General features: G+C 63.0%; 20 protein-coding genes and 1 pseudogene. 5 read left to right on the top strand and 16 right to left on the bottom strand.

Features of this window, described 5'->3' with window-relative positions:
- Positions 1–22 precede the first annotated feature (22 nt).
- Both V3C40_RS06975 and V3C40_RS06970 read left to right on the top strand, forming a co-directional pair.
- Positions 23–1,618, top strand: coding sequence for an ATP-binding protein (locus tag V3C40_RS06975; protein ID WP_331776987.1), 1,596 nt, complete (start codon positions 23–25; stop codon positions 1,616–1,618).
- A complete protein-coding gene (locus V3C40_RS06970; RefSeq protein ID WP_034747069.1) occupies positions 1,605–2,216 on the top strand; it encodes a response regulator transcription factor in 612 nt (203 codons plus the stop codon). Before V3C40_RS06975 ends, V3C40_RS06970 begins: the two co-directional genes overlap by 14 nt.
- Before the next feature lie 15 nt (positions 2,217–2,231).
- On the opposite strand, the gene V3C40_RS06965 is transcribed toward V3C40_RS06970, so the two are convergent.
- From V3C40_RS06965 to V3C40_RS06950, 4 genes and pseudogenes are all read right to left on the bottom strand, one after another.
- Positions 2,232–3,332 (bottom strand): glycosyltransferase family 9 protein, encoded by a 1,101-nt coding sequence (locus V3C40_RS06965; protein ID WP_331776986.1) that lies wholly within the window; start codon positions 3,330–3,332, stop codon positions 2,232–2,234.
- A 35-nt stretch (positions 3,333–3,367) separates the two neighbouring features.
- Complete coding sequence (gene msbA, locus V3C40_RS06960) at positions 3,368–5,101, bottom strand: lipid A export permease/ATP-binding protein MsbA (protein ID WP_331776985.1); 1,734 nt, start codon at positions 5,099–5,101, stop codon at positions 3,368–3,370.
- Between the two features lie 50 nt (positions 5,102–5,151).
- Positions 5,152–6,366, bottom strand: a complete 1,215-nt coding sequence (locus tag V3C40_RS06955; protein WP_331776984.1) for an O-antigen ligase family protein — start codon at positions 6,364–6,366, stop codon at positions 5,152–5,154.
- A 252-nt stretch (positions 6,367–6,618) separates the two neighbouring features.
- A pseudogene (locus V3C40_RS06950) lies at positions 6,619–7,857 on the bottom strand (malic enzyme-like NAD(P)-binding protein); the annotation flags it as partial.
- A 207-nt stretch (positions 7,858–8,064) separates the two neighbouring features.
- Here V3C40_RS06950 and V3C40_RS06945 point away from each other — a divergent pair.
- The 3 genes from V3C40_RS06945 (at position 8,065) to V3C40_RS06935 (ending at position 10,285) form a co-directional block, all read left to right on the top strand.
- Complete coding sequence (locus V3C40_RS06945; RefSeq protein ID WP_051990818.1) at positions 8,065–9,090, top strand: LacI family DNA-binding transcriptional regulator; 1,026 nt, start codon at positions 8,065–8,067, stop codon at positions 9,088–9,090.
- A gap of 109 nt (positions 9,091–9,199) precedes the next feature.
- A complete protein-coding gene (locus tag V3C40_RS06940; protein ID WP_051990820.1) occupies positions 9,200–9,679 on the top strand; it encodes a hypothetical protein in 480 nt (159 codons plus the stop codon).
- A gap of 66 nt (positions 9,680–9,745) precedes the next feature.
- Positions 9,746–10,285 (top strand): hypothetical protein, encoded by a 540-nt coding sequence (locus tag V3C40_RS06935; RefSeq protein WP_230518487.1) that lies wholly within the window; start codon positions 9,746–9,748, stop codon positions 10,283–10,285.
- Here the strand turns inward: V3C40_RS06935 and V3C40_RS06930 are convergent.
- The 12 genes from V3C40_RS06930 to V3C40_RS06875 all read right to left on the bottom strand — a co-directional run bounded on the left by V3C40_RS06930 (position 10,261) and on the right by V3C40_RS06875 (position 21,342).
- Entirely contained in the window at positions 10,261–10,884 is a 624-nt protein-coding gene (locus V3C40_RS06930) for a LysE family translocator (protein WP_331776983.1), read from the bottom strand. The two genes, V3C40_RS06935 and V3C40_RS06930, sit on opposite strands and share 25 nt — an antisense overlap.
- A gap of 75 nt (positions 10,885–10,959) precedes the next feature.
- Entirely contained in the window at positions 10,960–11,736 is a 777-nt protein-coding gene (locus V3C40_RS06925; protein WP_331776982.1) for an AraC family transcriptional regulator, read from the bottom strand.
- Positions 11,737–11,738: 2 nt separating this feature from the next.
- Entirely contained in the window at positions 11,739–13,202 is a 1,464-nt protein-coding gene (rng, locus tag V3C40_RS06920) for a ribonuclease G (protein WP_034747098.1), read from the bottom strand.
- A gap of 43 nt (positions 13,203–13,245) precedes the next feature.
- Positions 13,246–13,866 carry a Maf family protein gene (locus tag V3C40_RS06915; RefSeq protein WP_072455678.1) on the bottom strand — a complete coding sequence of 207 codons (621 nt, stop codon included), beginning with the start codon at positions 13,864–13,866 and terminating at the stop codon, positions 13,246–13,248.
- 8 nt (positions 13,867–13,874) lie between these two features.
- Entirely contained in the window at positions 13,875–14,345 is a 471-nt protein-coding gene (gene rlmH / locus V3C40_RS06910) for a 23S rRNA (pseudouridine(1915)-N(3))-methyltransferase RlmH (protein ID WP_034747108.1), read from the bottom strand.
- A 6-nt stretch (positions 14,346–14,351) separates the two neighbouring features.
- Positions 14,352–15,041: a ribosome silencing factor gene (gene rsfS, locus V3C40_RS06905; protein WP_058050453.1), complete on the bottom strand. Its 690-nt coding sequence runs from the start codon at positions 15,039–15,041 to the stop codon at positions 14,352–14,354.
- Positions 15,042–15,713 carry a nicotinate-nucleotide adenylyltransferase gene (gene nadD / locus V3C40_RS06900; protein WP_302622640.1) on the bottom strand — a complete coding sequence of 224 codons (672 nt, stop codon included), beginning with the start codon at positions 15,711–15,713 and terminating at the stop codon, positions 15,042–15,044.
- The gene (gene hemF, locus V3C40_RS06895) at positions 15,710–16,624 is read right to left on the bottom strand and encodes an oxygen-dependent coproporphyrinogen oxidase (RefSeq protein WP_331776981.1); all 915 of its coding nucleotides are present in this window, start codon (positions 16,622–16,624) and stop codon (positions 15,710–15,712) included. Before hemF ends, nadD begins: the two co-directional genes overlap by 4 nt.
- 107 nt (positions 16,625–16,731) lie before the next feature.
- Positions 16,732–18,282: a class I SAM-dependent methyltransferase gene (locus tag V3C40_RS06890; RefSeq protein ID WP_331776980.1), complete on the bottom strand. Its 1,551-nt coding sequence runs from the start codon at positions 18,280–18,282 to the stop codon at positions 16,732–16,734.
- 70 nt (positions 18,283–18,352) lie between these two features.
- Positions 18,353–19,162 (bottom strand): hypothetical protein, encoded by an 810-nt coding sequence (locus tag V3C40_RS06885; RefSeq protein WP_331776979.1) that lies wholly within the window; start codon positions 19,160–19,162, stop codon positions 18,353–18,355.
- 125 nt (positions 19,163–19,287) lie between these two features.
- Entirely contained in the window at positions 19,288–20,556 is a 1,269-nt protein-coding gene (purD, locus tag V3C40_RS06880) for a phosphoribosylamine--glycine ligase (RefSeq protein WP_046686096.1), read from the bottom strand.
- A gap of 60 nt (positions 20,557–20,616) precedes the next feature.
- Positions 20,617–21,342 carry a YebC/PmpR family DNA-binding transcriptional regulator gene (locus tag V3C40_RS06875; RefSeq protein ID WP_034747129.1) on the bottom strand — a complete coding sequence of 242 codons (726 nt, stop codon included), beginning with the start codon at positions 21,340–21,342 and terminating at the stop codon, positions 20,617–20,619.
- Between the last annotated feature and the right edge of the window lie 52 nt (positions 21,343–21,394).

The following is a 21,394-nucleotide window of genomic DNA, read 5'->3' as shown; positions in this document are numbered from 1 at the left end:
GGACAGTTAAAAAAACACCGTTATGCGTCCATTCCTGTCCCGCTACCTGCCGTATCCCGCCTTTGTCGGACTGTATCTGCTGTTCGACTGGGCCACGTATATCGACCCGATGTACGGGCTGAACATCACCCCGTGGAATCCCGACCCGGCGCTGGGCCTCGTATTTTGGCTGATCCATGGTCGCAAGGCGGCGCTGCCATGGTTCATCGCCCTGGTGGCCGGCGAGGTGCTGGTGCGCGGCATGCCGGCAGGCCTGCCCCTGACCCTGCTCTGTTCGGCGTGGCTGGTGCTCGGCTATGGCGGTATCGGCGCAGTCCTGCGCCGCAGTTTCAGCAGCAGCGACATCTTTGACAACCGGCGCCGCCTGAGCGCCTGGGTTCTCATCGTGCTGCTGGGCACCGCGCTCAATGCGCTCGGCTACATTTCCTTGCTGTCGCTCACGGGGCGCATACCGGCCGGCGAATGGGGCACGGCCGTCTGGCGTTTCGGCATTGGCGACACGGTCGGCATGCTGGTGTCGATGCCGCTGATCTGGGTGCTGTTCAGTGAGCGCGGGCGCGAGCGCCTGCATGCCGCCGTCTGGCGCTGGGAAACCCTGGCCTACCTGGCCCTGGCCAGCTTCGTGCTGTGGAGCCTCTTCGGTTCCATCGTGCGTTCCGAATACAAGCATTTCTACTTCCTGTTTCTTCCCGTCATCTGGGCCGCATCGCGCCAGGGCTTGCACGGCGCCATGCTGGCCGTGTTTGTATTGCAGCTATGCATCATCACCCTGGTGAAATGGACGCATGCCGTCGATATCCAGTTTTATGAATTGCAGTTGCTCGACGCCGTGCTGGCGCTGGTGGGCTTTTTTATCGGTATCGTCGTCGATGAAATGCGGCAAGTGGCCGACGAACTGAAACACACGCTGCGCCTGGCTGCCGCCGGCGAAATGGCGGCCGCCCTGGCGCACGAGCTGAACCAGCCGCTGACGGCCTTGTCGACCTATGGCAAGGCGTGTGAATACCTGCTGGAACGGGGCGAGAGCGGCGTCTTGCTGCAAGGCGCCATCGGGCACATGATCGTCGAATCGGGACGCGCCGCGGACGTGGTGCGCCGCCTGCGCGACTTTTTCCGCACGGGCGCGATGCAGCTCGAGGCGGTGCGGGCGAGTGAGCTGATCGAGGGCCTGGCACGCCAGTTCACGCCGCTGTTTCATGAGCATGGCATCGAGCTGGCGCTGGCGCCGCCGTCGCCGCTGGCCGTCAACGCGGACCGCCTGCAAATCGAACTGGTATTGCGTAACCTGCTGGCCAATGCACAGGATGCGGTGATGGGCCAGCCGCGCGGCCAGCGCCGGATCACGGTCTCGGCCGAGCCGCTAGAGGGCGGGCGGCTGCGCCTGTCCGTGAAAGATAGCGGGCCCGGCATTTCCAACAGCCTGGCCGCGCGCCTGTTCGAACCGTTCGTCTCGACCAAGGCCAGCGGCCTGGGGCTGGGCCTGGTGCTCAGCCGCAGCATCGTCGAAGCGCATGGCGGCCAGCTCTGGGCCGAAGTGGGCAAGCATGGCATGTTTCGTTTTATCCTGCCCCTGGCACACGCCGGTGCAGGCGCTACGGGAGAGTATGGTGACAAGTAATTTGACGGTGTTTATCGTGGACGACGATCCCGCCGTGCGCGATGCGCTGGGTTTGCTGTTGGGCATACGCGGCTACCGCACGGCCCTGTTTTCCTGCGGCGAGGATTTCCTGCACAGCTGGCGGCCCGAGTGGGCCGGCTGTCTGCTGATCGATATCCGCATGTCGGGCATGGATGGCCTGAGCCTGCAGCGCCGCTTGCTGGAGCGCAGATGCCTGCTGCCCATCATCATCATCACGGGGCACGGCGACGTGGCGCTGGCACGCCAGGCCTTCAAGGCGCAAGCCAGCGATTTCCTGGAAAAACCATTTGATCACGACAAGCTGCTGGCCGCTATCGATGAAGCGTTTTCGCACGAGGCGCATGCGCGCGGCCAGTTGCAGCGCCAGGTGGACGGGCTGGCCTTGCTGCGCGCCTTGACGCCGCGCGAGCGCGAAGTGATGCAACTGGTGGTAACGGGCCAGCACAACCGCGATATCGCCCCGGCGCTGGGGATTTCCGTGCGTACCGTGGAAGTGCACAAGGCGCGCCTGATGGACAAGCTGGGCGTCGATAATGTGGCCGACCTGGTGCGCATCAGCATGCTGGGTACTGGTTAGCAACTGAAGCGTTCTCTAGGCGATGGTCTGCAATACCTGATCGCTTGAAATCGCCTTGACCCAGTCGCTGCGCCGCGCCACCGTGATGACGGTGCTGTTGGCGCTGTCGAAAGGCGCCCATTCCGGATTCTTCTTGCGCATCAATGCCACCACGGGCACATGCACGGCGTTCGCCAGATGCATGATCGATGTTTCCACTGAAATAATCAGGTCGCATTGCGCCAGCATGGCCGGCAGCTGGAAAAAGTTGTCGACCGCACTGAAGGCTTGCGTGCGTGGCAAGTTGTGCGTTTGCACGACGGCATTTACCTTGGCCAGTTCCTGCGGCATGGCATTGATCAGGAAGCACGCATGCTGCCATTTCGGCATCGCCTGCATGCGCGCGATCAGCTCGGCAATGCGCTCCAGCGGCCAGCCGCGCTTGTGCGACTTGGCAAACGGATTCAAGAGCACGAGCGGACCCTGGCGAGGGGCAAAGCCCCAGGCGGCCAGTTGCTCCTGCGCCTGCTGCAATGCGTGCTCGGGAATGTGCACGAAGGGATAGCGTTCGGCCACGGGAATGTCGAGTCCCGTCAATTGATGGAACCAGTCCGCATACACGCTGCTGATATGGTGCTCGCCGGCATCCTGTCCCGCATACGAGGCCAGCACGGCATCGATCTTGCGGTAGGCCAGATAATGCCAGGGGCGAAGCGGACTGAACGGCTTGCGCGTACCGATCACGAGCCCGTGCGGGCTGATCGCGCGGGCAAGGTCCGCATATTGCTGCGGCCGTACGTGGGCCAGCGACACGACCACAGGATAGTGCTCTGCCTTGGCTTCGCGCAGTGACTCTTCGTATAGCGCCGGGCTGTAGGTCTTGCGGTACACCTTGGAAAACAGGCCCGACTGTTCGACCCAGTCGTACAGCGAATAGGTGCGCAAGCTTTCCCATTGTTTGGCGTCGGACGTGCGGCGTACTTCGTCGACCCACAGATGGATCTGGATATGCGGGTAAGCCGCGGCAAAGGCGCGGAAACCGTTTTGCAGGTAGGTAAAGTCTCCCAGCGCCAGATGGGCGATGAACAGAATTTTTTCCGACTTTTGTAGAAGTTCGGCGGGAATCAAAGGCGTCATGTATCAGTACGATTTCAGGTATTCATTCGATGGTGTCATACCACTTGCTGGGAAAATTGCAGGCGATGCAGATTGGCATACGCGCCGTTGGCATCCAATAATTGCTGGTGACTGCCGGTTTCCATTATTTTCCCATGTGACAATACCACGATACGGTCCGCACGTTCAATTGTTGATAGCCTATGAGCAATAACTAAGGTGGTTTTTCCTTGCATCAGGTGCTCCAGTGCCGCTTGCACGGCCCGTTCCGCCTCCGTATCCAGTGCCGAGGTGGCTTCATCGAGGATCAGGATGGGCGCATCCTTGTAGATCGCGCGGGCGATGGCCACGCGCTGGCGCTGCCCGCCGGACAGGCGCGAACCGTTATCGCCCAGGCGCGTTTCCAGGCCGTCGGGCAAACCGTCGATGACGTCCGACAGGAAGGCGGCTGCTGCGGCCGCTTCGACGCGCTGGCGGTCCGGGGCCGCATCGCCATACGCGATGTTGGCGGCCAGGGTATCGTCGAACAACACCACCTGCTGGCTGACCATGGCGATCTGGCTGCGCAGGCTGGTCAGGGCGATGGCATCGATATTCTGTCCATCGAGCAAGATTTCACCGCTGCTGGCCGAGTAAAAGCCGGGCAGGAGGCTGACCAGGGTGGATTTGCCGCCGCCGGACATGCCCACAAAGGCGACCGTTTGTCCGGGCGCGATACTCAGGTCAATGTGTTGCAGGGCCGGCTCCGGATGTCCGGGGTAAGCGAAGCTCACGTCCTTGAACTCGATGCGGCCGTTGCTGCGGCCAGCGAGCGGCTTGCCGCCCGTGCGTTCCGGTGTCTTGTCGATCAGCTGGAAGACTTCCTCGGCGGCGGCCATGCCGCGCTGCAGGGGGCCGTTGACTTCGGCCAGCTGCTTCAAGGGCGTCAGCAGCATCAGCATGGCCGTGATGAAGGAAACGAAGCCGCCGACCGTGATCTGCCCCTGTTCCGACTGGAACAGTGCCATCACGATGACCAGGGCCACGGCCGCGGCCGTGATTACCTGCGTGATGGGCACGGTGGCGGAAAAGGTCGTCGTCATGCGCATGCTGTAGCGGCGCAATTGTTCGGCGCGCTCTTCGAAGCGGGCTTTCTCGTAGTTCTGGCCGCCGAAGATCTTGATCACTTGCTGGGCGCGCGTGGTTTCCTCGATGACCTGGGTCAGCTCGGCATTGACGGCCAGCGAGTCGCGGTTGAGTTTTTTCAGGCGCTTGCCCGTGGTGCGCACGACGATGGTCAGCAGGGGCAGCAGCACCAGGGTCACCAGGGTCAGCACCCAGTTCAGGTACAGCAGCCATGCCAGTAGGCCCAGCACCGTGAGCGAGGAGCGCACGATCGAGGTAAATACCTTGGTCACCATTTCGATAATCTGCTGCACTTCAAACATGATGGAGTTGATGACTTTGCCCACCGTGTGCGTGTTGTAGAAGTCGATGGGCAAGTTCAGCATGCTGGCAAACATCCTGCGCCGCAATTCGTTGAGGATGCGCGTGGAGACATAGCTCATCAGGTAGCTGCTGGCAAACGTCGAGGCGCCGCGCATGGCAAAGATGCCGATGACGATCAGCGGCACGAGCCAGAAGGAAAAACTCACCTTGCCGCCAAAACCATTGTCGAGTAGCAACTTGAGCGCATACGGCAGCAGCGGCTCCGTGGCCGCCGTGACGACCATCGCCAGCAGGGCCAGGGCCAGATGTTTCTTATAGGGCGCGTGCAGCGCGGTGAGGCGCTTCAGGTCGGGCGTCAGCATCGATATGGTTCCTTGCAGGGACAGCAAAAACGGTCAGGCGGAAAACAAGCTCAAGCAGTGCGCTCTTGCTGGCGCAATATGGCCCACAGTATCACCATCGGAAAGACCAGCATGATGATGCCGATATTCAGGGTAAGCGAGCTCGTCGTCAGACCGAAAATCATATAGCAAGTGCACAGCACCACGCCGGCCAGCGCATAGGGCTGCGCCGCAGCGCTACCGCGCCGTAAGATGCGGGTGAAGAGTACCAGCGGTACCAGGAACAGGGCCAGCAGTGCCAGTACGCCAGTGATGCCGCGTTTGACCAGCGTGTCGAGATAGTCGTTATGCGCATTCGTGTAGTCGCTGATGATATTGCTCATCTTGCCTTCCGCCACCAGTACGCGCTTCGCTTCCAGATAACCGGTACGGCCGATGCCTACCATCAAATGGTCGCGGGATATAAGCAAGGCAGTGCGCCACATTTCCAGGCGCTGTCCGACGGATGACCATTTGAGATCGGCGCCATGTTCAAAATTCTGGGTCTCCTCGACAGCGGCATGCATGCGCTTGCGTATCTGAGAATCAGGCAAGGAATAACTGACTGCACCCAGGGCGATGATCGCGATGGCGGCGCTGGCAATATAGCGTTTGCCATCTCTTTTCGCGTAATGCAGGGCGATGATGCCAGCGCAAACAGGCAAGGCCAGCCAGCCGCTGCGGCTGCCGCTGATGACAGAGCCGAGGATGCCGGCCAGGCCGCCGGCTAGCAAGAGTGTTGACCATGCCGCGCAGTAGCGTTGTTCGCGGGCCCAGACCAGGCCGCACAGCGATAGCATGCCCAGCAACATGCTCACATTGCCGTAATGGATGGCGTTGCTTGTTGCCGCCTGGGGGCGTTCCAGATTCAATACGGTGAGTTGCCAAAACGCCAGTGCGGCACCGCCGATTGCGCCAATGGCGACACCACTCCACCAGGCCGCCGGCCGCGGCGGATAGGCGAGCAGCAGCAGCAGCACGGGCACCGCCAGCAATGCCCGCAATGGCATGTCGAGTTCGCGTGCCGGATCGCTGTGGTACAGCATATTGGCGGTAAAGATGGCGAAGTACAGCAGCAGTGTGCCCAGCAGCAGATAATCGCGGCGCTGCAGGTTCAGACGGGGGCGTTTCCACAGCAGCCAGCTGCTGGCCAGCAGCAGCACCAGCGCGCCAAGGGAATATCCGCTGTTGACAGCCAGCGCCAATGCCGAAAAGAGAAAAACACAAACAGAGGTCAGGCCGAGCATAATATCCTTGGTAACGCACGTGTCGCCATTATGGCAACTGTAGCAACATAAAGTAGGCGTCATTGTAATCGAAGGTGGCTGCAAAAACGCCCACGGGGGAATTTGCTCTTCGATAACTATTTAAGCAGTCTCAAGGGGAAGAATGAAAAAAACCATGGTTTTTAGCCATGGTTTTTTTGTAAGCAATGGTAACTTGCTGTTATTTTGCCAAGGCCGCAAGGCCTGTCATGCGTCTCAGGCGGTGGCTGGCACGCGCGTGGCGACGCCGGTGGCGATGGCCGCTTGCGATACGGCAGGCGCGACCCAGCTGCGCAGACGTTCGTCGAACGGCGACGGTATCAGTTGCAGCGGCGTCAGGGCGCTGCTCTCGTGGCCCGGCAGCGGCTCCTTGGCCAGCGCGGCAATGGCGCGCACGCAAGCCAGCTTCATTTCTTCGTTGATGGTGGTGGCGCCCACGTCGAGCGCACCGCGGAAGATGTACGGGAAGCACAGCACGTTGTTGATCTGGTTCGGGTAGTCCGAGCGGCCCGTGGCCACGATGGCGTCGTCGCGCACGGCATGCACTTTTTCCGGCGCGATTTCCGGATGCGGATTGGCCAGGGCGAAGATCAACGGCTTGGCGGCCATCGATTCGACCATTTGCGCGCTGACCACGCCGCCCTTCGAGACGCCGATGAAGATGTCGGCGCCGGCCATGGCGTCGGCCAGGTCGCGGTCGCTCGTGTCGTTCGCGTAGCGCGCCTTGTTCTCTTCCATATTGGCATCGCGGCCCGGGTAGATCACGCCCTGGCTGTCGCACACTTTCAGCAGCGACTTGTTCAGGCCCAGCGAGACGAGCAGGTCCAGGCAGGCGATCGAAGCCGCGCCCGCGCCCGACACGGCTACCTTGACGTTGCCGATATCCTTGCCCACCAGTTCCAGGCCATTCAGGATGCCGGCCGCGACGATGATGGCCGTGCCGTGCTGGTCGTCGTGGAAGACGGGAATGTTCATGCGCTTGCGCAATTGCTGTTCGATGTAGAAGCAGTCTGGCGCCTTGATGTCTTCCAGGTTGATGCCGCCGAAGGTCGGCTCCATGCGCACCACGGTGTCGATGAACAGGTCGGGATCGTTCTCGGCCAGTTCGATGTCGAACACATCAACGTCGGCGAACTGCTTGAACAGGCAAGCCTTGCCTTCCATGACCGGTTTGCTGGCCAGCGGACCGATATCGCCCAGGCCCAGCACGGCCGTGCCGTTGGTGATCACGGCCACCAGGTTGCTGCGCGACGTGTAGATGCCGGCCGTGCGCGGATCTTCCACGATGGCTTCGCAGGCAAACGCCACGCCCGGCGAGTACGCCAGGGTCAGGGCGCGGGCGTCGCCCAGCGGTTTGGTGGGCGTCACGGAAATCTTGCCTGCGCGGGGTTCCGCGTGATAGGCGAGGGCGGCTTCTTTCAGGTTGAAGGTTTCGCCGTTCTGTTCGGCGTGCTTGCTGTGCGAAGTAGACATAGGAATTCTGGGAAGGGCATGCATGGCCCGAGTGGTAAGTCCGAGCCATGGTATGCAAGCGTTTGCACGCTGTCAAGGCTGAATTGTACTTAAGCGTAACAAAACCGCTTTGGCCAGCGGCATTATTTCAATGCAAGCGTTTGCTCGGTTTTTGACGGAATGGGCATTTTTTGCGATAAAATCACGGTATTGCGATCCGGGAAGCCCATGACAAACAAGAACCCCACCTTAAGTGACGTTGCGCGGGCCAGCGGCGTACACTTTTCCACCGTATCGCGCGTGATGAACCCGGCAACGCGGCAAATGGTCAGCGCCGAGGTGGCTGCGCGCGTGCTGGCCGAGGCAGGCCGGCTCGGCTACCGGCCCAACCGCGCCGCCTCCACCTTGGTTACGCGCAAGTCGCGCATCATCGGCGTGGTCTTGCCCGACATTACCAACGCGGTTTTTCCGCCGATTCTGCTGGGCATCGAGGAAGGCTTGCGCAAACATGGCTACCTGGCCATCGTCGCCAATGTGGGCGCCGACGAGGAAGAACAGCTGTTCGTCATCAATCGCCTGCTGGGGCAGCAGGTCGATGGCCTGATCCTGGCCACGGCGCGCCGCGACGATCCCGTCATCAAGATGTGCATCGACCAGAACGTGCCTGTCGTGACCGTCAACCGCAGCGATGAAAACGGCGTGGCGTCCTGCGTCGTCAGCGACGACGTGGTCGGCATGCGCCTGGCCGTCGAGCACTTGCTGGCGCTGGGCCACCGGCACATCGCGCACATCGCGGGTCCGGAAAATTTGTCCACCGGCCACGTGCGCCGCCTCGGTTTCCTGGCCGCCATCCAGGCCAGCGAACTCGCTCCTTCGCAAGCGTTCGTGTTTGAAAGCAGCGGCTATTCGCGCGAATGCGGCAAGGCGGCCCTGCTGGAACTGCTGAGCCAGTCGCCGCAAACGACGGCCGTGGTGACGGGCAGCGACCTGGTGGCCCTCGGCTGCTACGACGCCATCCGCGAACTGGGCTTGAGCTGCCCCGAAGATATTTCCGTCGTGGGCCACAACGATATGCCGTACATGGACATGATCCGCCCGCCTCTCACCACCATCCGCATCCGCCACCACGGCATCGGCACGGAAGCGGCCCGGCTGATCCTGCAAACCATCGCCTCGCCCGATTCCCCGGTGCTTGACGTGCGCCTGAAACCCGAACTGGTGGTGCGCGAATCGACGGCCGCGCCACGCGCCTGACACCTTCTTGCCCTTCTTTCTGCCGAGTATGTTTAAATCTTGATATTGATAATGATCAAGGCAACGCCATGCAGACGAGAGCCAAGCAAGCACAGCAGGGAGGCCGCTGATGCCGAAGAATTTCGGCATGCCCGGCAACGCCTGGCGCTATGCGCTGGACAGCGACTATGGCTATTGCTCGCCCTTGCTTGACGGCATAGAGTTTGAAAACGAGTGGGTCACCATCCGCGAATCGGCGATCCGCATCCGCGCCGGCTATGCCTGGGATGGCTGTTCGCCCTGTATCAGCGTGCTCGGCCTGTTTTATGTGGGCACGCCCGATGGCGCGCAGCACCTGGGCTTACCGGCGACCTATCACGCCAGCCTCGTGCATGACGTGCTGTGCCAGTGGCGCGCCGACATTCCCGTCACCCGCGCGCAGTCGATCGCCATTTTCCAGCAGTTGCTCAGGGAGGTGCGCTTCCCCCTGGCGGGACTGTATGCGGGCGCCGTCTTCCTGTTCGGGCCACGGCGTGGCTTCATGCGGCCTGTCGCGCGCACCGCGGTGGCCGCCCCGCACCCGCCGGGCGCAACATTAAAGCGGCGCTAACGCCGCCGCCGATGCGCCATGATGTTAAACTGGCGCCCCTCATCGTTTCTCTTGCCCTCTACCGCCATGACCAAAACCAACACGCCTTCCCCAAAACGCCGCGAAGAGGGCGTCGCCAAGCTGACCGTCAATCCCTTCCTCGACGCCGAGTTTTACGCACGCATGCGCGACTACACGGAGCGCGATGCGGCCATCATCAAGGAATTGAAGGCGATCGCCGAGATCCGCGCCGGCAACAAGCAGCCCGATCCTCGCCTGGCGCCATCGCTGCAAGCATTGCGCGATACTGTCAAGAAAGGTTTGACCTTTGGCGAGATGCTCGACCGCATGGCGGCCGGCAAGGAAAAAGGCCTGTGGGAACCATGGATGACGACGTTCGGCATCGAGATCCGCGCCGTCAACTACGGCGCCGGCCCGCGCAACGCCTGCCTGGTGCTGGACCTGGCCGCGAACGCGCCCGCGCATGCCATGTTCGCCAAGGCCGGCATCCAGAACTGGCGCAGCCTGGCCGCCGACGACTGCTCCGTCGTACGCTCGGAAAAAGCGACGGAAACGACGCCCTTGAAGGTGTATGCCGTGTTTTACCTGGATCCGCTGCCGGCCTGAATCAGTAGCCCTATCGCCAACGCAATCAGCATCACGCCCGACAGCCGTTCCAGCAACGGCAGCGCGCGGGAAAAGCGCTGCCGCAGGACGCTGCTGCCGATGGCCAGCGCCACCGCCATATCCCACGCCAGCACGGCAAAGACCATCCACGCGCCATACGCCGCCATCGCGGCGGGGCTCGTTTGCCTGGCGGCCAGCACGGTGGCCAGGCTGACGTAGAACAGCGCATTCTTCGGGTTCAGGATGGCCGAGACAAACCCCATCACGACACCGCCGCGCCAGCGCGCCTTGCCGGTGGCGGGCGCGGCTTCCAGGCGGCTCTTGCCCGCATGGCGCAGGAACAGCCAGCCCAGGTACAGCAGATAGGCGCATCCCGCCAGCCGCACCACCATGAAGGCCGTACTGCCCGCCTTCAGCACCGACAGTCCGCCAAACGCCGCCACGATGAACACGGCATTGGCCACCGTAATGCCCACGCACGTGCCGGCGGCGCCGCGCCAGCCATGGGCCAGCGAAGTGCGCGCGATCAGGAAAAAATCGGGACCGGGCGACAGCAGGGAAAGAAAGTGGGCGGCGGCGATGAAGAGGAAATCCTGCATATAAGTCGGCTTCGGCAATGGCGATGCGCGAGTATGCAGGGGCAGGTGGCAGCCTGTATTGAAGAAAATTGCAGCTTAGCGGTAGCGTCCCGGCGTGATGCCCGTATGGGCTTTGAACACGCGCTGAAAATGGCTCTGGTCCGCAAAGCCCAGCTCATGCGCCAGTTGCGCCAACGCCGTCCCCGCCTGCAGGCTGCTGCGCGCGCGGTTGACGTGCGCGTTCAACTGGTAGGCATGCGGCGTCATGCCCGTGGCGGCGCGAAAGGCGCGGATCAATTGATACGGGCTCAGGCCTGCCGCTTGCGCCAGTTGCCGCAGGCTGGCCGAGGGCCGCGCCTGCAGCGTTGCGAGTACGGGCGCCAGCCGTTGCGGCACCGGCTTGCGTTCCGAGGGCAGCAAGTCTGCACGGGCGCTGGCGCAAGCGTCCAGGAACGCCAGCAGCGCCGCATCTTTATCCGCCGCACCGGCCGTGGAAAACAGCAGCGCATTCATGGCGCAAAACTGCGCATACAGCAGCGGGCAGTGCAGCACCGTCGCCGTGTCGCCATCGAGCGCCGGCGCGTGTGCCTGCAGCCACTGTGCATCGAGATGCAGCATCTGGTAGCTCCACAGGGCGTCAGGCAGGGGATTGCAGGCATGTACGCAGCCGGCCGGCACCAGCACCAGGCTGCCATTGGCGAGCACGGCCTGGCCGTCCTGGCTGCCCGTAAAGACGCTGCCACCAGCGTCGACGGCGCCGATGGAAAACGTGGGATGACTGTGCGGCTTGTAGCACGCCCGGCTGTGGCAGGCGCGCCGGCTTTCCACGTGGGGCAGAGCCGGGTCGCGCCAGAAGGCGGTGGTGCCCGGCATGGCTACATCAAAATCACGTCGTACTGCTCCTGGTGGTAGGCATTCTCCACCTGCAGCGAGATTTTCTTGCCGATGAAATCACCGAGCATGGCCAGGTGCTGCGATTCTTCTTCGAGGAACAGATCCACGACTTCCTGCGACGCGAGGATGCGAAATTCGCGCGGGTTGAACTGTTTTGCCTCGCGCAGCAGTTCGCGCAGGATTTCATAGCAGATCGTGCGCGACGTCTTGACTTGTCCCTTGCCGGCGCAGGCGGGGCACGGTTCGCACAGGATGTGCGCCAGCGATTCGCGCGTGCGCTTGCGCGTCATTTCCACCAGGCCCAGCGGGGAGAAATTGCTCACCGAAACCTTGGTGCGGTCGCGCGACAGCGTGCGTTTGAGTTCGGCCAGCACGGCGTTGCGGTGCTCGGCATTGTCCATGTCGATGAAGTCGAGGATGATGATGCCGCCCAGGTTGCGCAGGCGCAGCTGGCGCGCGATCGCGTGCGCCGCTTCCAGGTTGGTCTTGAAAATCGTGTCGGCAAAATTGCGCCCGCCGACGAAACCACCCGTGTTGACGTCGATGGTGGTCATCGCTTCCGTCTGATCGACGATCAGATAGCCGCCCGATTTCAGGTCGACCCTGCGGCCCAGCGCGCGCAAGATCTCTTCTTCCACGCCATACAGGTCGAACAGCGGGCGCTCGCCCGTGTAGTGCTGCAAGCGTGTCAGTTCGCTGGGCGTGTAGATCTCCGCGAATTCGCGCAATTTCACATAGTTTTCGCGCGAATCGACCTGGATGGTGGCCGTTTCATCGCCGACGAAGTCGCGCAGCACGCGCTGCGCCAGGCTCAAGTCCTGATGCAGCAGGCTGGTGGCGGGGCGCGTGCGCGCGCCGTGCGTGATGGTGCTCCAAGTCTTGCGCAGGTAGTCGACGTCCGCCTTCAGGTCCGCGTCGGACGCGTCCTCGGCCATGGTACGCACGATGTAGCCGCCCTTTTCATCGGGCGGCAGCAGGCTTTGCAGGCGCACGCGCAACTGCTCACGCTCCGCTTCCTTCTCGATCTTCTGCGAGATGCCGATGTGCTTGTCTTGCGGCAGGTACACGAGCATGCGCCCGGCGATGGAAATCTGCGTCGACAGGCGCGCGCCCTTGGTGCCGATCGGGTCCTTGATCACCTGCACCGTCAGCACCTGGCCGTCGAAGAGAATTTTTTCAATCGGCGCCGGCGTGGCGTTCTGGCCGTCGTGGCCGCGCGCTTCCCAGATATCGGCCACGTGCAGGAAGGCGGCGCGCTCCAGGCCGATGTCGATGAAGGCCGATTGCATGCCCGGCAACACCCGCACCACCTTGCCGGAATACACATTGCCGGCCAGGCCGCGCGTGAGCGTGCGCTCGATGTGCAATTCCTGCACGGCGCCCTGCAGGATGAGGGCGACGCGCGTTTCTTGCGGCGTGATATTGATCAGGATGTCTTCGTTCATGGAGGCGCGGGAGTGGAGGCAACGAATGACATCATACCCGGGATCAGGGCAGGGGCAAACCTGCCAGTCGTAGCAACTGTGCGGTTTCGTACAGGGGCAGGCCCATGATGCCGGAATGGCTGCCTTCGATATGCTCGACGAACAGGGCGGCGCTGCCCTGGATGCCGTAGGCGCCGGCCTTGTCGTACGGTTCCGGCGTAGCGCAATACGCGGCGATCGAGGCGGGCGAGAGCACGCCGAAGCGCACTTGCGATACCTGCGTGCGCTGCTCGGCGAAGTTTTTGTAGTGCACGGCGATCGAGGTGAGTACCTCGTGCGTGCGGCCCGACAGCTGCTCCAGCATGGCCACGGCTTCGGCGCGGTCGGCCGGTTTGCCGAGGATGGCGCCGTCGATGGTGACGGTGGTGTCGGCCGCCAGTACGGGACGCGGGGTCAGGTGGCGGCGGCGCACGAGGTCCCACGCGAAGGCGGCTTTTTCATTCGACACGCGGGCGACATAGTCGAGCGCCGATTCGCCGGGGAGGACTTCCTCGGTGACGTCGGCGCCGCGCGGGCCGTCGCTGCGCAGCAGCAGCAATTCGAAATCGACGCCGATCTGGCGCAGCAGTTCGCGCCGGCGCGGGCTTTTGGAAGCGAGGTAGATCTTGTGATCAGCCGTTTTCATGGAGGAGTTCAGACGCGGTGATAGGGGTGGTTTTGCGTGATCGACCAGGCGCGGTAGAGCTGCTCGGCGAGGATCACGCGCACCACGCCGTGCGGCAGGGTCATGCTGGAAATGCGCAGCATGCCTTCGGCACGTGCCTTGAGTTGCGGATCGAGGCCGTCGGCGCCGCCGATCAAAAAGGCGGTGTCGCGGCCATCCTGCTGCCACGCCATCAATTGCTGCGACAGGCCGACGCTGGTCAGGTCCTTGCCGCGTTCGTCGAGGGCGATGATGCGCACGCCCTTGGGCAGGACGGCTTCGATGCGTTCGCGTTCCAGCGCCATCGCCGTGGCGGCGGTCTTGCTGCCGGAACGCTCCACCGGCTTGATTTCTTTCAGCACGATGCGCAATTCCGGCGGCATGCGCTTCGCGTATTCCGCGAAGCCCGTCTCTATCCAGGCCGGCATTTTATGGCCGACCGCAGCGATGATGAGCTGCATCGAGGCTTACGCTTCGACTTTTTTGATACGCTTGATCACGGTTTTTGCCGGTGCAGCATCGGCTGCCGGCTTGGCCGCGCGTGGGGCGCGTACTTTTTTCTCTGGCAGCGCTTTCAGTGCTTTCACGGCAGCCGCTTCGGTCTTGGTTGGCGCGACTTTCACGGTCTTGCCGACAGCTTTGGAAGCGGTGGCTTTTTTCGCCGGGGCTTTCTTTGCGGCGGTAGCGGCCGTGGCTTTCTTCGCCGGTGTCTTTTTCTCGATCACGGGCGAAGCTTCCACATTGGCCTTGCTTGCCGCCAGATGGCCGCTGACCTTTTTCGGCTCGTCGCCGGCGGCTTTTTTCGGCGCGCGCTTGGCGGCACCCAGCTTGACCGGCGTGTCGCCCCAGATTTCTTCCAGGCGGTAGTAGGCGCGGATAGGCGCTTGCATGATGTGGACGATCATGTCGCCCAGATCGACCAGCACCCATTCACCGGTCTCCTCGCCTTCCATGCCGATGATCTGGCCGCCGGCATCCTTGACCTTGTCGCGTACCGAGGCGGCCAGCGCCTTGGTTTGACGGTTCGAGGTGCCGGAGACGATCGCGATGCGGTCGAACAGGCTGGTCAGGTGACTCGTTTCGAAGACGGCGATGTCTTGGCCTTTGACGTCTTCAAGGGCGTCAACGACGAGGGTTTGCAGTTTTTTGATGTCCATTTAGCTTTTGTATAAATTATGTTGTTCAATATAGTCTAGCACTAGCGGGGAAACAAGCGAGTTTGCCCGATTCCCCCGTTGTAATGCCGCACGTATTTCGGTGGCGGAGATATCCACCGCGAAGTCCTGTGCCAGATAAGTCAGACCGTGCGGCGTGTTGCGGATGCTTTCCAGAGACCCCAGGCGGCGCGAAAATTCGTCGGCGACCACTTGCGGTACTGCTGTGTCATTCAGCGCGAAGCCGGGGCGGGCCGCGACGCAGATATGCGCGTATTCAAATAATTGCTGCCATTCGCGCCATGTCGCGAGCCGCTGCAGCTGGTCGGCGCCCATCAGGAAAACGATGGAAGCGCGCGGTCCCAGCTCGGCGCGTACCTGGCGCAAGGTATCGATGGTGTAGCTGGCCTGGCCATGTTCGCTGCGCTCGATTTCCTGGCGGTCGATCACCACGGGCAGGGGCAGGCCGGCAAAGGCCAGGCCGGCCATCTCGGCGCGCTGCTGGCCGGTGGCGCCCAGGCTACCCTTTTGCCAGGGCGCGCCCGCCGGTATCACGCGCAGTTCATCGGCGTGCAGCAGGCTGGAAAAATGCGTGCCCAGCGCGACATGGCCCATATGCACCGGATCGTAGCTGCCGCCGAGCAGCGCCACGCACGCCGTACTACCGTCGGTCACGCCTGCAGCCAGTCGCGATGCACGAGGAAGTCAGTATACAACGCCGCTTCCGGACTGCCCGCTTCCGGGTGCCAGTCGTAGCGCCACTTGACCACGGGCGGCATCGACATCAGGATCGCCTCGGTGCGTCCGCCCGACTGCAGGCCGAACAGGGTGCCTCGGTCGAACACCAGGTTGAACTCGACATAGCGTCCGCGCCGGTAGCACTGGAAATCGCGTTCGCGTTCGCCATACGGCGTGTCCTTGCGGCGCGCCACGATCGGAACATAGGCCTCGATGAAGGCGTCGCCGGCGCTGCGCATCATGGCGAAACTGCCGTCAAAGCCCAGGGCGTTGAAGTCGTCGAAGAAGATCCCGCCGGCGCCGCGCGCTTCGCGCCGGTGCTTCAGGTAGAAATAATCGTCGCACCACTGTTTGAATTTCGGATGCAGCTCGTCGCCAAACGGCGTCAGCGCATCGTGGCACACCTGGTGGAAATGCTTCACGTCGTCCACGTCGCCGTAATACGGCGTCAAATCCATGCCGCCGCCGAACCACCATACGGGTGCGCCATCGGCATTCACGGTGCTGAAGAACCGTACATTCATGTGCACCGTGGGCGCGTAGGGATTGCGCGGATGCAGCACCAGCGACACGCCCATCGCTTCCCATGCCTTGCCACTGAGTTCAGGGCGCGCGGCCGCTGCCGACGGAGGCAGCGCGGCGCCGGTGACGTGCGAAAAATTCACGCCGCCACGCTCGAACACATTGCCTTCCTCGATCAGCCGCGAAATGCCGCCGCCGCCCTCGGGGCGCTGCCAGGTATCGGTCAGGAAGGGCTTGCCGTCCTGCGCTTCGAGCGCCTGCACGATACGGCTTTGCAAATCGAGCAAATAAGCCTTGACGGCCGAAGGGGAGGGAGTTGACGACATCGCGTGGGCCGACGAGGCCGAAATAAAAAAGTAAGGACGGATTGTACCCTGTTACGCGTTTTTGTGATAGGGCGGCGCTGGCGCTGTGGTTTTGCGGCCAGCGCCCCTTACAGCATGCGCAACTGCTGCAGCACGGGCAGTTTCTCACGCAGGAATTCCTCGATGGCTGCGTTGAGCAGCTGCTGGTGCGCCGCCTCGTCGTCGCATGCCGCGCCCTCATTGAGCAGGCGGCGCCCGCAGTGCGCCATGGCGCTGGCCGCCTGTGCCTGCAAAGTGGCCAGATCCGGCTGTTCCCCTTCCTGGATGAGCAGCGAAAACAGCAGCCGGTCGATGAATTCCGTGTCGATGCCGCTGCCTGCCAATGGCGAACACAGGACACGATTGCCGTCGCCGTAGCGCAGCTGCGCGCCGATGGCCTGGTTCAGGCGGCGCGCGGCCGCGTCGCCGCTGCCGTCCTGCGCCCCAGCCGGGAAATACATCACGACCTGGCTGCCGGTGACCAGCATGGCCGCCACCTCCGCCAGGCTTTGCACGCTCTGTCCGGGCAAGGAGGGCAGTGCGGCCAGGTCGGCCAGACTATGCGGGCCGGTCGCCAGCGCATCGCAGACGGCGCCGTAGACCTGCTCGTTTCCTGTCACGACGCCCGCCTTGGTATGGAAGGTAAAGACCATTTTTTCACGCGGCACCAGCATGGCCAGGTGCACGCTGGCGAGGCACTCGGCCTGGCGCACGGCCCCCATGCGGCGCGCGCCCCGCACCAGCACATCCTTGCGGAAGCTGGTATTGAGAAAATAATCCTTCATCATTTCGCGCATGGCGGCGTCGGGCAGCAAGTCGATGGTGGCTTGCTGGTCGGCGTTCAGATACAGCGCGGGAAAGGCAAAAGGCAGGTCGGCGGAGCCGGCAAAATCGAGCTTGGCGCGCGCCACATCGCGCATCACGTCCGTGTGGTACAACGGCTCCCAGTTCTGGTTCAGGTATTCATGCACGCTGTAATGGGGATCGCTGTTGATGAGCGCATTGAGGCGCGGCGCGAGTGCGGGATTGTCCGCGATGTAGCCGGCCTGCAGGTTCTGCAGCTGCTGCACGTAGGCGATGCCAGCCTGCATCTGCAAGTCGCTGCGGCCGGGGAAGCTGGCGGCAAACTCCAGCAGCAGGCGCTGCAGGGGCAGGGCGGAACTCCAGCCAGGCATGGCGTTATAACTGAGCGAAACGATGCCGCCCGGTTTCAGGTAGCGTGCGATGAAGTCGACGATATGCTGGCGGTTCTCGCGGTTGACCCAGGTGTAGATGCCGTGCAGGGTAATGAAGTCGAACTGCGGCAGATCGGGCACGTGGCCCTGGGCCAATTCTTCAAAGCTGTTTTCCAGCAGGGTTAGATTGCTCGACTGGGCCTTGGCCGCCAGGGCGCGTGCGCCAGCGACATGGGCCGGGTTGAAATCGTTGCCGTAGAAACGGCCGTTGGCATTGGCGGCCGCCAGGACATTGAGCGTCTGGCCACGGCCGAAGCCCAGTTCAAAGTAGGTGTAGGGCTGGTCCAGGGGCACCGGTTCGACGCCGTTGAGGATGCAGCTGAAATTGAGGTGATGTGGACTCAGGTCGCTGTAAAAACCGTTGGTGTACTCGATATCCGACACGTATCCTTCATTCCAGGCCATGGCTTCCCCGCATTGGTGGCAAAACGGCAGTATGCCATCATGGCCGCCTGCGCGGGAAGTGCGTTGTGGTTCAAGGCGCCGGCGGCGTGGCGCCGTCCTGCACGACGGTGATGGACAGGTCCGGCCCGGCGCCGGGCAGGCGTGCGCTTTCGACGGCGTGCGCGGCGTTCTGCTGCAGCTCAGGCCGTTCGACGCCCTGCTCGGCGATGGTGGCGGGAGCGGGGGCCTGCCGGGACACGATGGCGCGGCCGGCAACGGCCAATACCACCACCAGCAGCAGCGCGGGCATTACCCATGTCACCGGGCGCGCATACGCGGGGCGGTGGGCCCGCTGCGCGGCGCCATCGACGATGATGCGGCCCAGCTCCGAGCCGCGCTGGCGAGTGCGCAGGCGCAGCGCCTCGAATTGGGGCGCGGACAAGATACCTTGCCGTAGCATGTCGCGCAGGGCGGCGACCGGCGAGGCGAGCAGGCGGTCCGCCGGCAAGCGGGCGTGCGCGGCGTCGCGCTGCCACTGGTCGATCAGGTCTTCGTCGTACAGGGTGTCGATGGCCTGGCGGTTGACTTGCCGCAGCGCGTCGGCGGCCAGTTGCTGGCGTTCGAGCAGGGCCGCGCCGCCATGCTGGCGCGGCAGGTCGCGCACCCGCTGCAAAAAGTCGTCCTGTGGCAGCAGGTCCGTGAGCAGCAGCCATGCCAGGGTGTCGACAAGCCCCGCGCCAGCGGCCAGTTCCGGCACGTCGATGCCTTCTTCCTCGTTATGCTTGCGCTGCAGTTCGATGATCTCCAGTTCGGCGATGGCGTCGTCGAGTTCATCGTCCGTGATCAGACCGAGCTGGCGTACCTGGGCGAGTGAGGGATGAATGTGGCTGGGGCTGGGCATGGGTGGCAGTTTTGTCTGAAAGGCAAAATCTTAGCGCAAAGCCCGTTTTCCCGGCGCGCCAATTAAAACGGGGCCGGGGCGGATGACTTCCGCGCCGGCCCCGCCGTTTGCCGCTAAAGGGCTGATCAGTGTTTCAAACCGCGCCAGCCGATGTCGCGGCGGTATTGCGCGCCGTCGAAATGGATTTTTTCCACGGTTTCATACGCCTGCTTCTGCGCCATCTTGATGCTGTCGCCCAGGCCCACGACGCACAGCACGCGGCCGCCGTTGGTGACCAGGCGTTCGCCGTCGATGCGGGTGCCCGCATGGAAGGTGACGGAGTCCGGCGTTTCGGCCGGGATGTCGCCGATCGCCGTACCCTTGACCGGATCGTCCGGGTAGCCGGCGGCGGCCATCACGACGCCGACGGCCGTGCGGCGGTCCCATTCCAGTTCCACGGCGTCCAAGGTGCCGTTGACGGCGTGTTCCATGACGGTGACCAGATCTGTCTTCAGGCGCGCCATGATCGGCTGCGTTTCCGGGTCGCCCATGCGGCAGTTGAATTCCAGCGTCTTCGGCGTGCCCTTGTCGTCGATCATCAGGCCCGCGTACAGGAAGCCCGTGAACGTGATGCCATCCTTGGCCATGCCCTGGATGGTCGGCACGATGATCTCGCGCATGACGCGCGCATGCATGGCCGGCGTGACGATCGGCGCTGGCGAATACGCGCCCATGCCGCCCGTGTTCGGACCCTGGTCGTGGTCCTTCAGGCGCTTGTGATCCTGGCTGGTGGCCAGCGGCAGGATGTTCTTGCCGTCGCACATGACGATGAAGCTCGCTTCTTCGCCAGCGAGGAATTCCTCGATGACGATGCGCGCGCCGGCGTCGCCGAACTGGTTATCGGACAGCATCATGTCGACCGCCTGGTGCGCTTCTTCCAGGGTCATGGCAACGACGACGCCCTTGCCGGCGGCCAGGCCGTCGGCCTTGATGACGATGGGCGCACCCATGGCGTCGATGTAGGCATGCGCGGGAGCGACGTCGGAGAACGTCTGGTAGGCGGCCGTCGGGATGCCGTGGCGCTGCATGAAGGCCTTGGCGAAGTCTTTCGACGATTCCAGCTGCGCCGCTTCCTTGGTCGGGCCGAAGATTTTCAGGCCGCGCGAGCGGAACAGGTTGACGATGCCCGCTGCCAGCGGCACTTCCGGGCCGACGACCGTCAGGCCGATGTGTTCCTGCTGAACGAAGTCGGCCAGCAATTGCGGGTCGCTGATGTCGAGATTGACCAGGCGCGCATCGCGCGCGGTGCCGCCGTTGCCCGGCGCGACATACACCATCTGTATGCGTTCGGACTGGGCCAGTTTCCAGGCCAGGGCGTGTTCGCGGCCGCCAGAGCCGACTACCAGAATTTTCATAGGGACCGTTCGTTCAATGTGGGTTGCAGGGCGGCGGTGCCGCCCTTGAGTACAGAGTGATTAATTCTCTATCAGCGCGTTGGTAAACACTTCCTGCACGTCGTCCAGCAGTTCCAGCGCATCGATCAGCTTTTGCATCTTGATGGCGTCGTCGCCCGAGTACACGGTTTCCGTCGCCGGTTTCATGATGACTTCGGCCACTTCGGCCTTGAAGCCGGCCGCTTCCAGCGCTTCCTTGACGGTGGCGAAATCGTGCACGGGGGTCACCACTTCGAAGCCGCCTTCTTCATCGGCGATGACGTCGTCGGCACCCGCTTCCAGGGCCGCTTCCATCAGCTTGTCTTCGTCGGTGCCCGGCGCGAACAGCAACTGGCCGCAGTGCTGGAACATGAAGGCGACCGAGCCTTCGTTGCCCATGTTGCCGCCGTTCTTGTTGAAGGCGTTGCGTACTTCGGCCACCGTGCGCACCTTGTTGTCGGTCATGCATTCGACGATGACGGCCGCGCCGCCCACGCCGTAGCCTTCGTAGCGCACTTCTTCGTAGTTGGCGCCATCGACGCCGCCGCTGCCGCGGTTGATCGCGCGCTGGACGTTGTCTTTTGGCATATTGGCGTCAGCCGCCTTGTCGACCGCCAGGCGCAGGCGCGGATTGGTGATGGCGTCGGCGCCGCCCATGCGAGCCGCAACCGTGATTTCCTTGATCAGGCGCGTCCAGATTTTGCCGCGCTTGGCATCGGTGGCAGCCTTTTTATGCTTGATATTGGCCCATTTGCTATGTCCTGCCATGTCGAATCTTCCTTAGACGGGTGTTCAATTGTGGCCGACATTTTAGCATATC

The sequence above is a fragment of the Janthinobacterium sp. LS2A genome, assembly GCF_036543145.1.
In the GTDB taxonomy this organism is placed as follows: Bacteria; Pseudomonadota; Gammaproteobacteria; order Burkholderiales; family Burkholderiaceae_D; genus Janthinobacterium; species Janthinobacterium aestuarii.
Note: the sequence above shows the minus strand (reverse complement) of the source record. Positions and strands in the feature narration are given on the sequence as shown.

Excerpts from the sequence above, each read along its gene's own strand:
- V3C40_RS06915 (WP_072455678.1), bottom strand. The coding sequence starts at position 13,866 with ATGAAAACGGCTGATCACAAGATCTACCTCGCTTCCAAAAGCCCGCGC.
- V3C40_RS06965 (WP_331776986.1), bottom strand. The coding sequence starts at position 3,332 with ATGACGCCTTTGATTCCCGCCGAACTTCTACAAAAGTCGGAAAAAATT.
- rlmH (WP_034747108.1), bottom strand. The coding sequence starts at position 14,345 with ATGCAGCTCATCATCGCTGCGGTCGGCCATAAAATGCCGGCCTGGATA.
- V3C40_RS06930 (WP_331776983.1), bottom strand. The coding sequence starts at position 10,884 with ATGCAGGATTTCCTCTTCATCGCCGCCGCCCACTTTCTTTCCCTGCTG.
- V3C40_RS06885 (WP_331776979.1), bottom strand. The coding sequence starts at position 19,162 with ATGCCCAGCCCCAGCCACATTCATCCCTCACTCGCCCAGGTACGCCAG.
- hemF (WP_331776981.1), bottom strand. The coding sequence starts at position 16,624 with ATGTCGTCAACTCCCTCCCCTTCGGCCGTCAAGGCTTATTTGCTCGAT.
- V3C40_RS06945 (WP_051990818.1), top strand. The coding sequence starts at position 8,065 with ATGACAAACAAGAACCCCACCTTAAGTGACGTTGCGCGGGCCAGCGGC.
- V3C40_RS06940 (WP_051990820.1), top strand. The coding sequence starts at position 9,200 with ATGCCGAAGAATTTCGGCATGCCCGGCAACGCCTGGCGCTATGCGCTG.
- V3C40_RS06955 (WP_331776984.1), bottom strand. The coding sequence starts at position 6,366 with ATGCTCGGCCTGACCTCTGTTTGTGTTTTTCTCTTTTCGGCATTGGCG.
- V3C40_RS06890 (WP_331776980.1), bottom strand. The coding sequence starts at position 18,282 with ATGGCCTGGAATGAAGGATACGTGTCGGATATCGAGTACACCAACGGT.
- rng (WP_034747098.1), bottom strand. The coding sequence starts at position 13,202 with ATGAACGAAGACATCCTGATCAATATCACGCCGCAAGAAACGCGCGTC.
- V3C40_RS06970 (WP_034747069.1), top strand. The coding sequence starts at position 1,605 with ATGGTGACAAGTAATTTGACGGTGTTTATCGTGGACGACGATCCCGCC.
- V3C40_RS06975 (WP_331776987.1), top strand. The coding sequence starts at position 23 with ATGCGTCCATTCCTGTCCCGCTACCTGCCGTATCCCGCCTTTGTCGGA.
- purD (WP_046686096.1), bottom strand. The coding sequence starts at position 20,556 with ATGAAAATTCTGGTAGTCGGCTCTGGCGGCCGCGAACACGCCCTGGCC.
- V3C40_RS06875 (WP_034747129.1), bottom strand. The coding sequence starts at position 21,342 with ATGGCAGGACATAGCAAATGGGCCAATATCAAGCATAAAAAGGCTGCC.
- V3C40_RS06935 (WP_230518487.1), top strand. The coding sequence starts at position 9,746 with ATGACCAAAACCAACACGCCTTCCCCAAAACGCCGCGAAGAGGGCGTC.
- msbA (WP_331776985.1), bottom strand. The coding sequence starts at position 5,101 with ATGCTGACGCCCGACCTGAAGCGCCTCACCGCGCTGCACGCGCCCTAT.
- rsfS (WP_058050453.1), bottom strand. The coding sequence starts at position 15,041 with ATGGACATCAAAAAACTGCAAACCCTCGTCGTTGACGCCCTTGAAGAC.
- V3C40_RS06925 (WP_331776982.1), bottom strand. The coding sequence starts at position 11,736 with ATGCCGGGCACCACCGCCTTCTGGCGCGACCCGGCTCTGCCCCACGTG.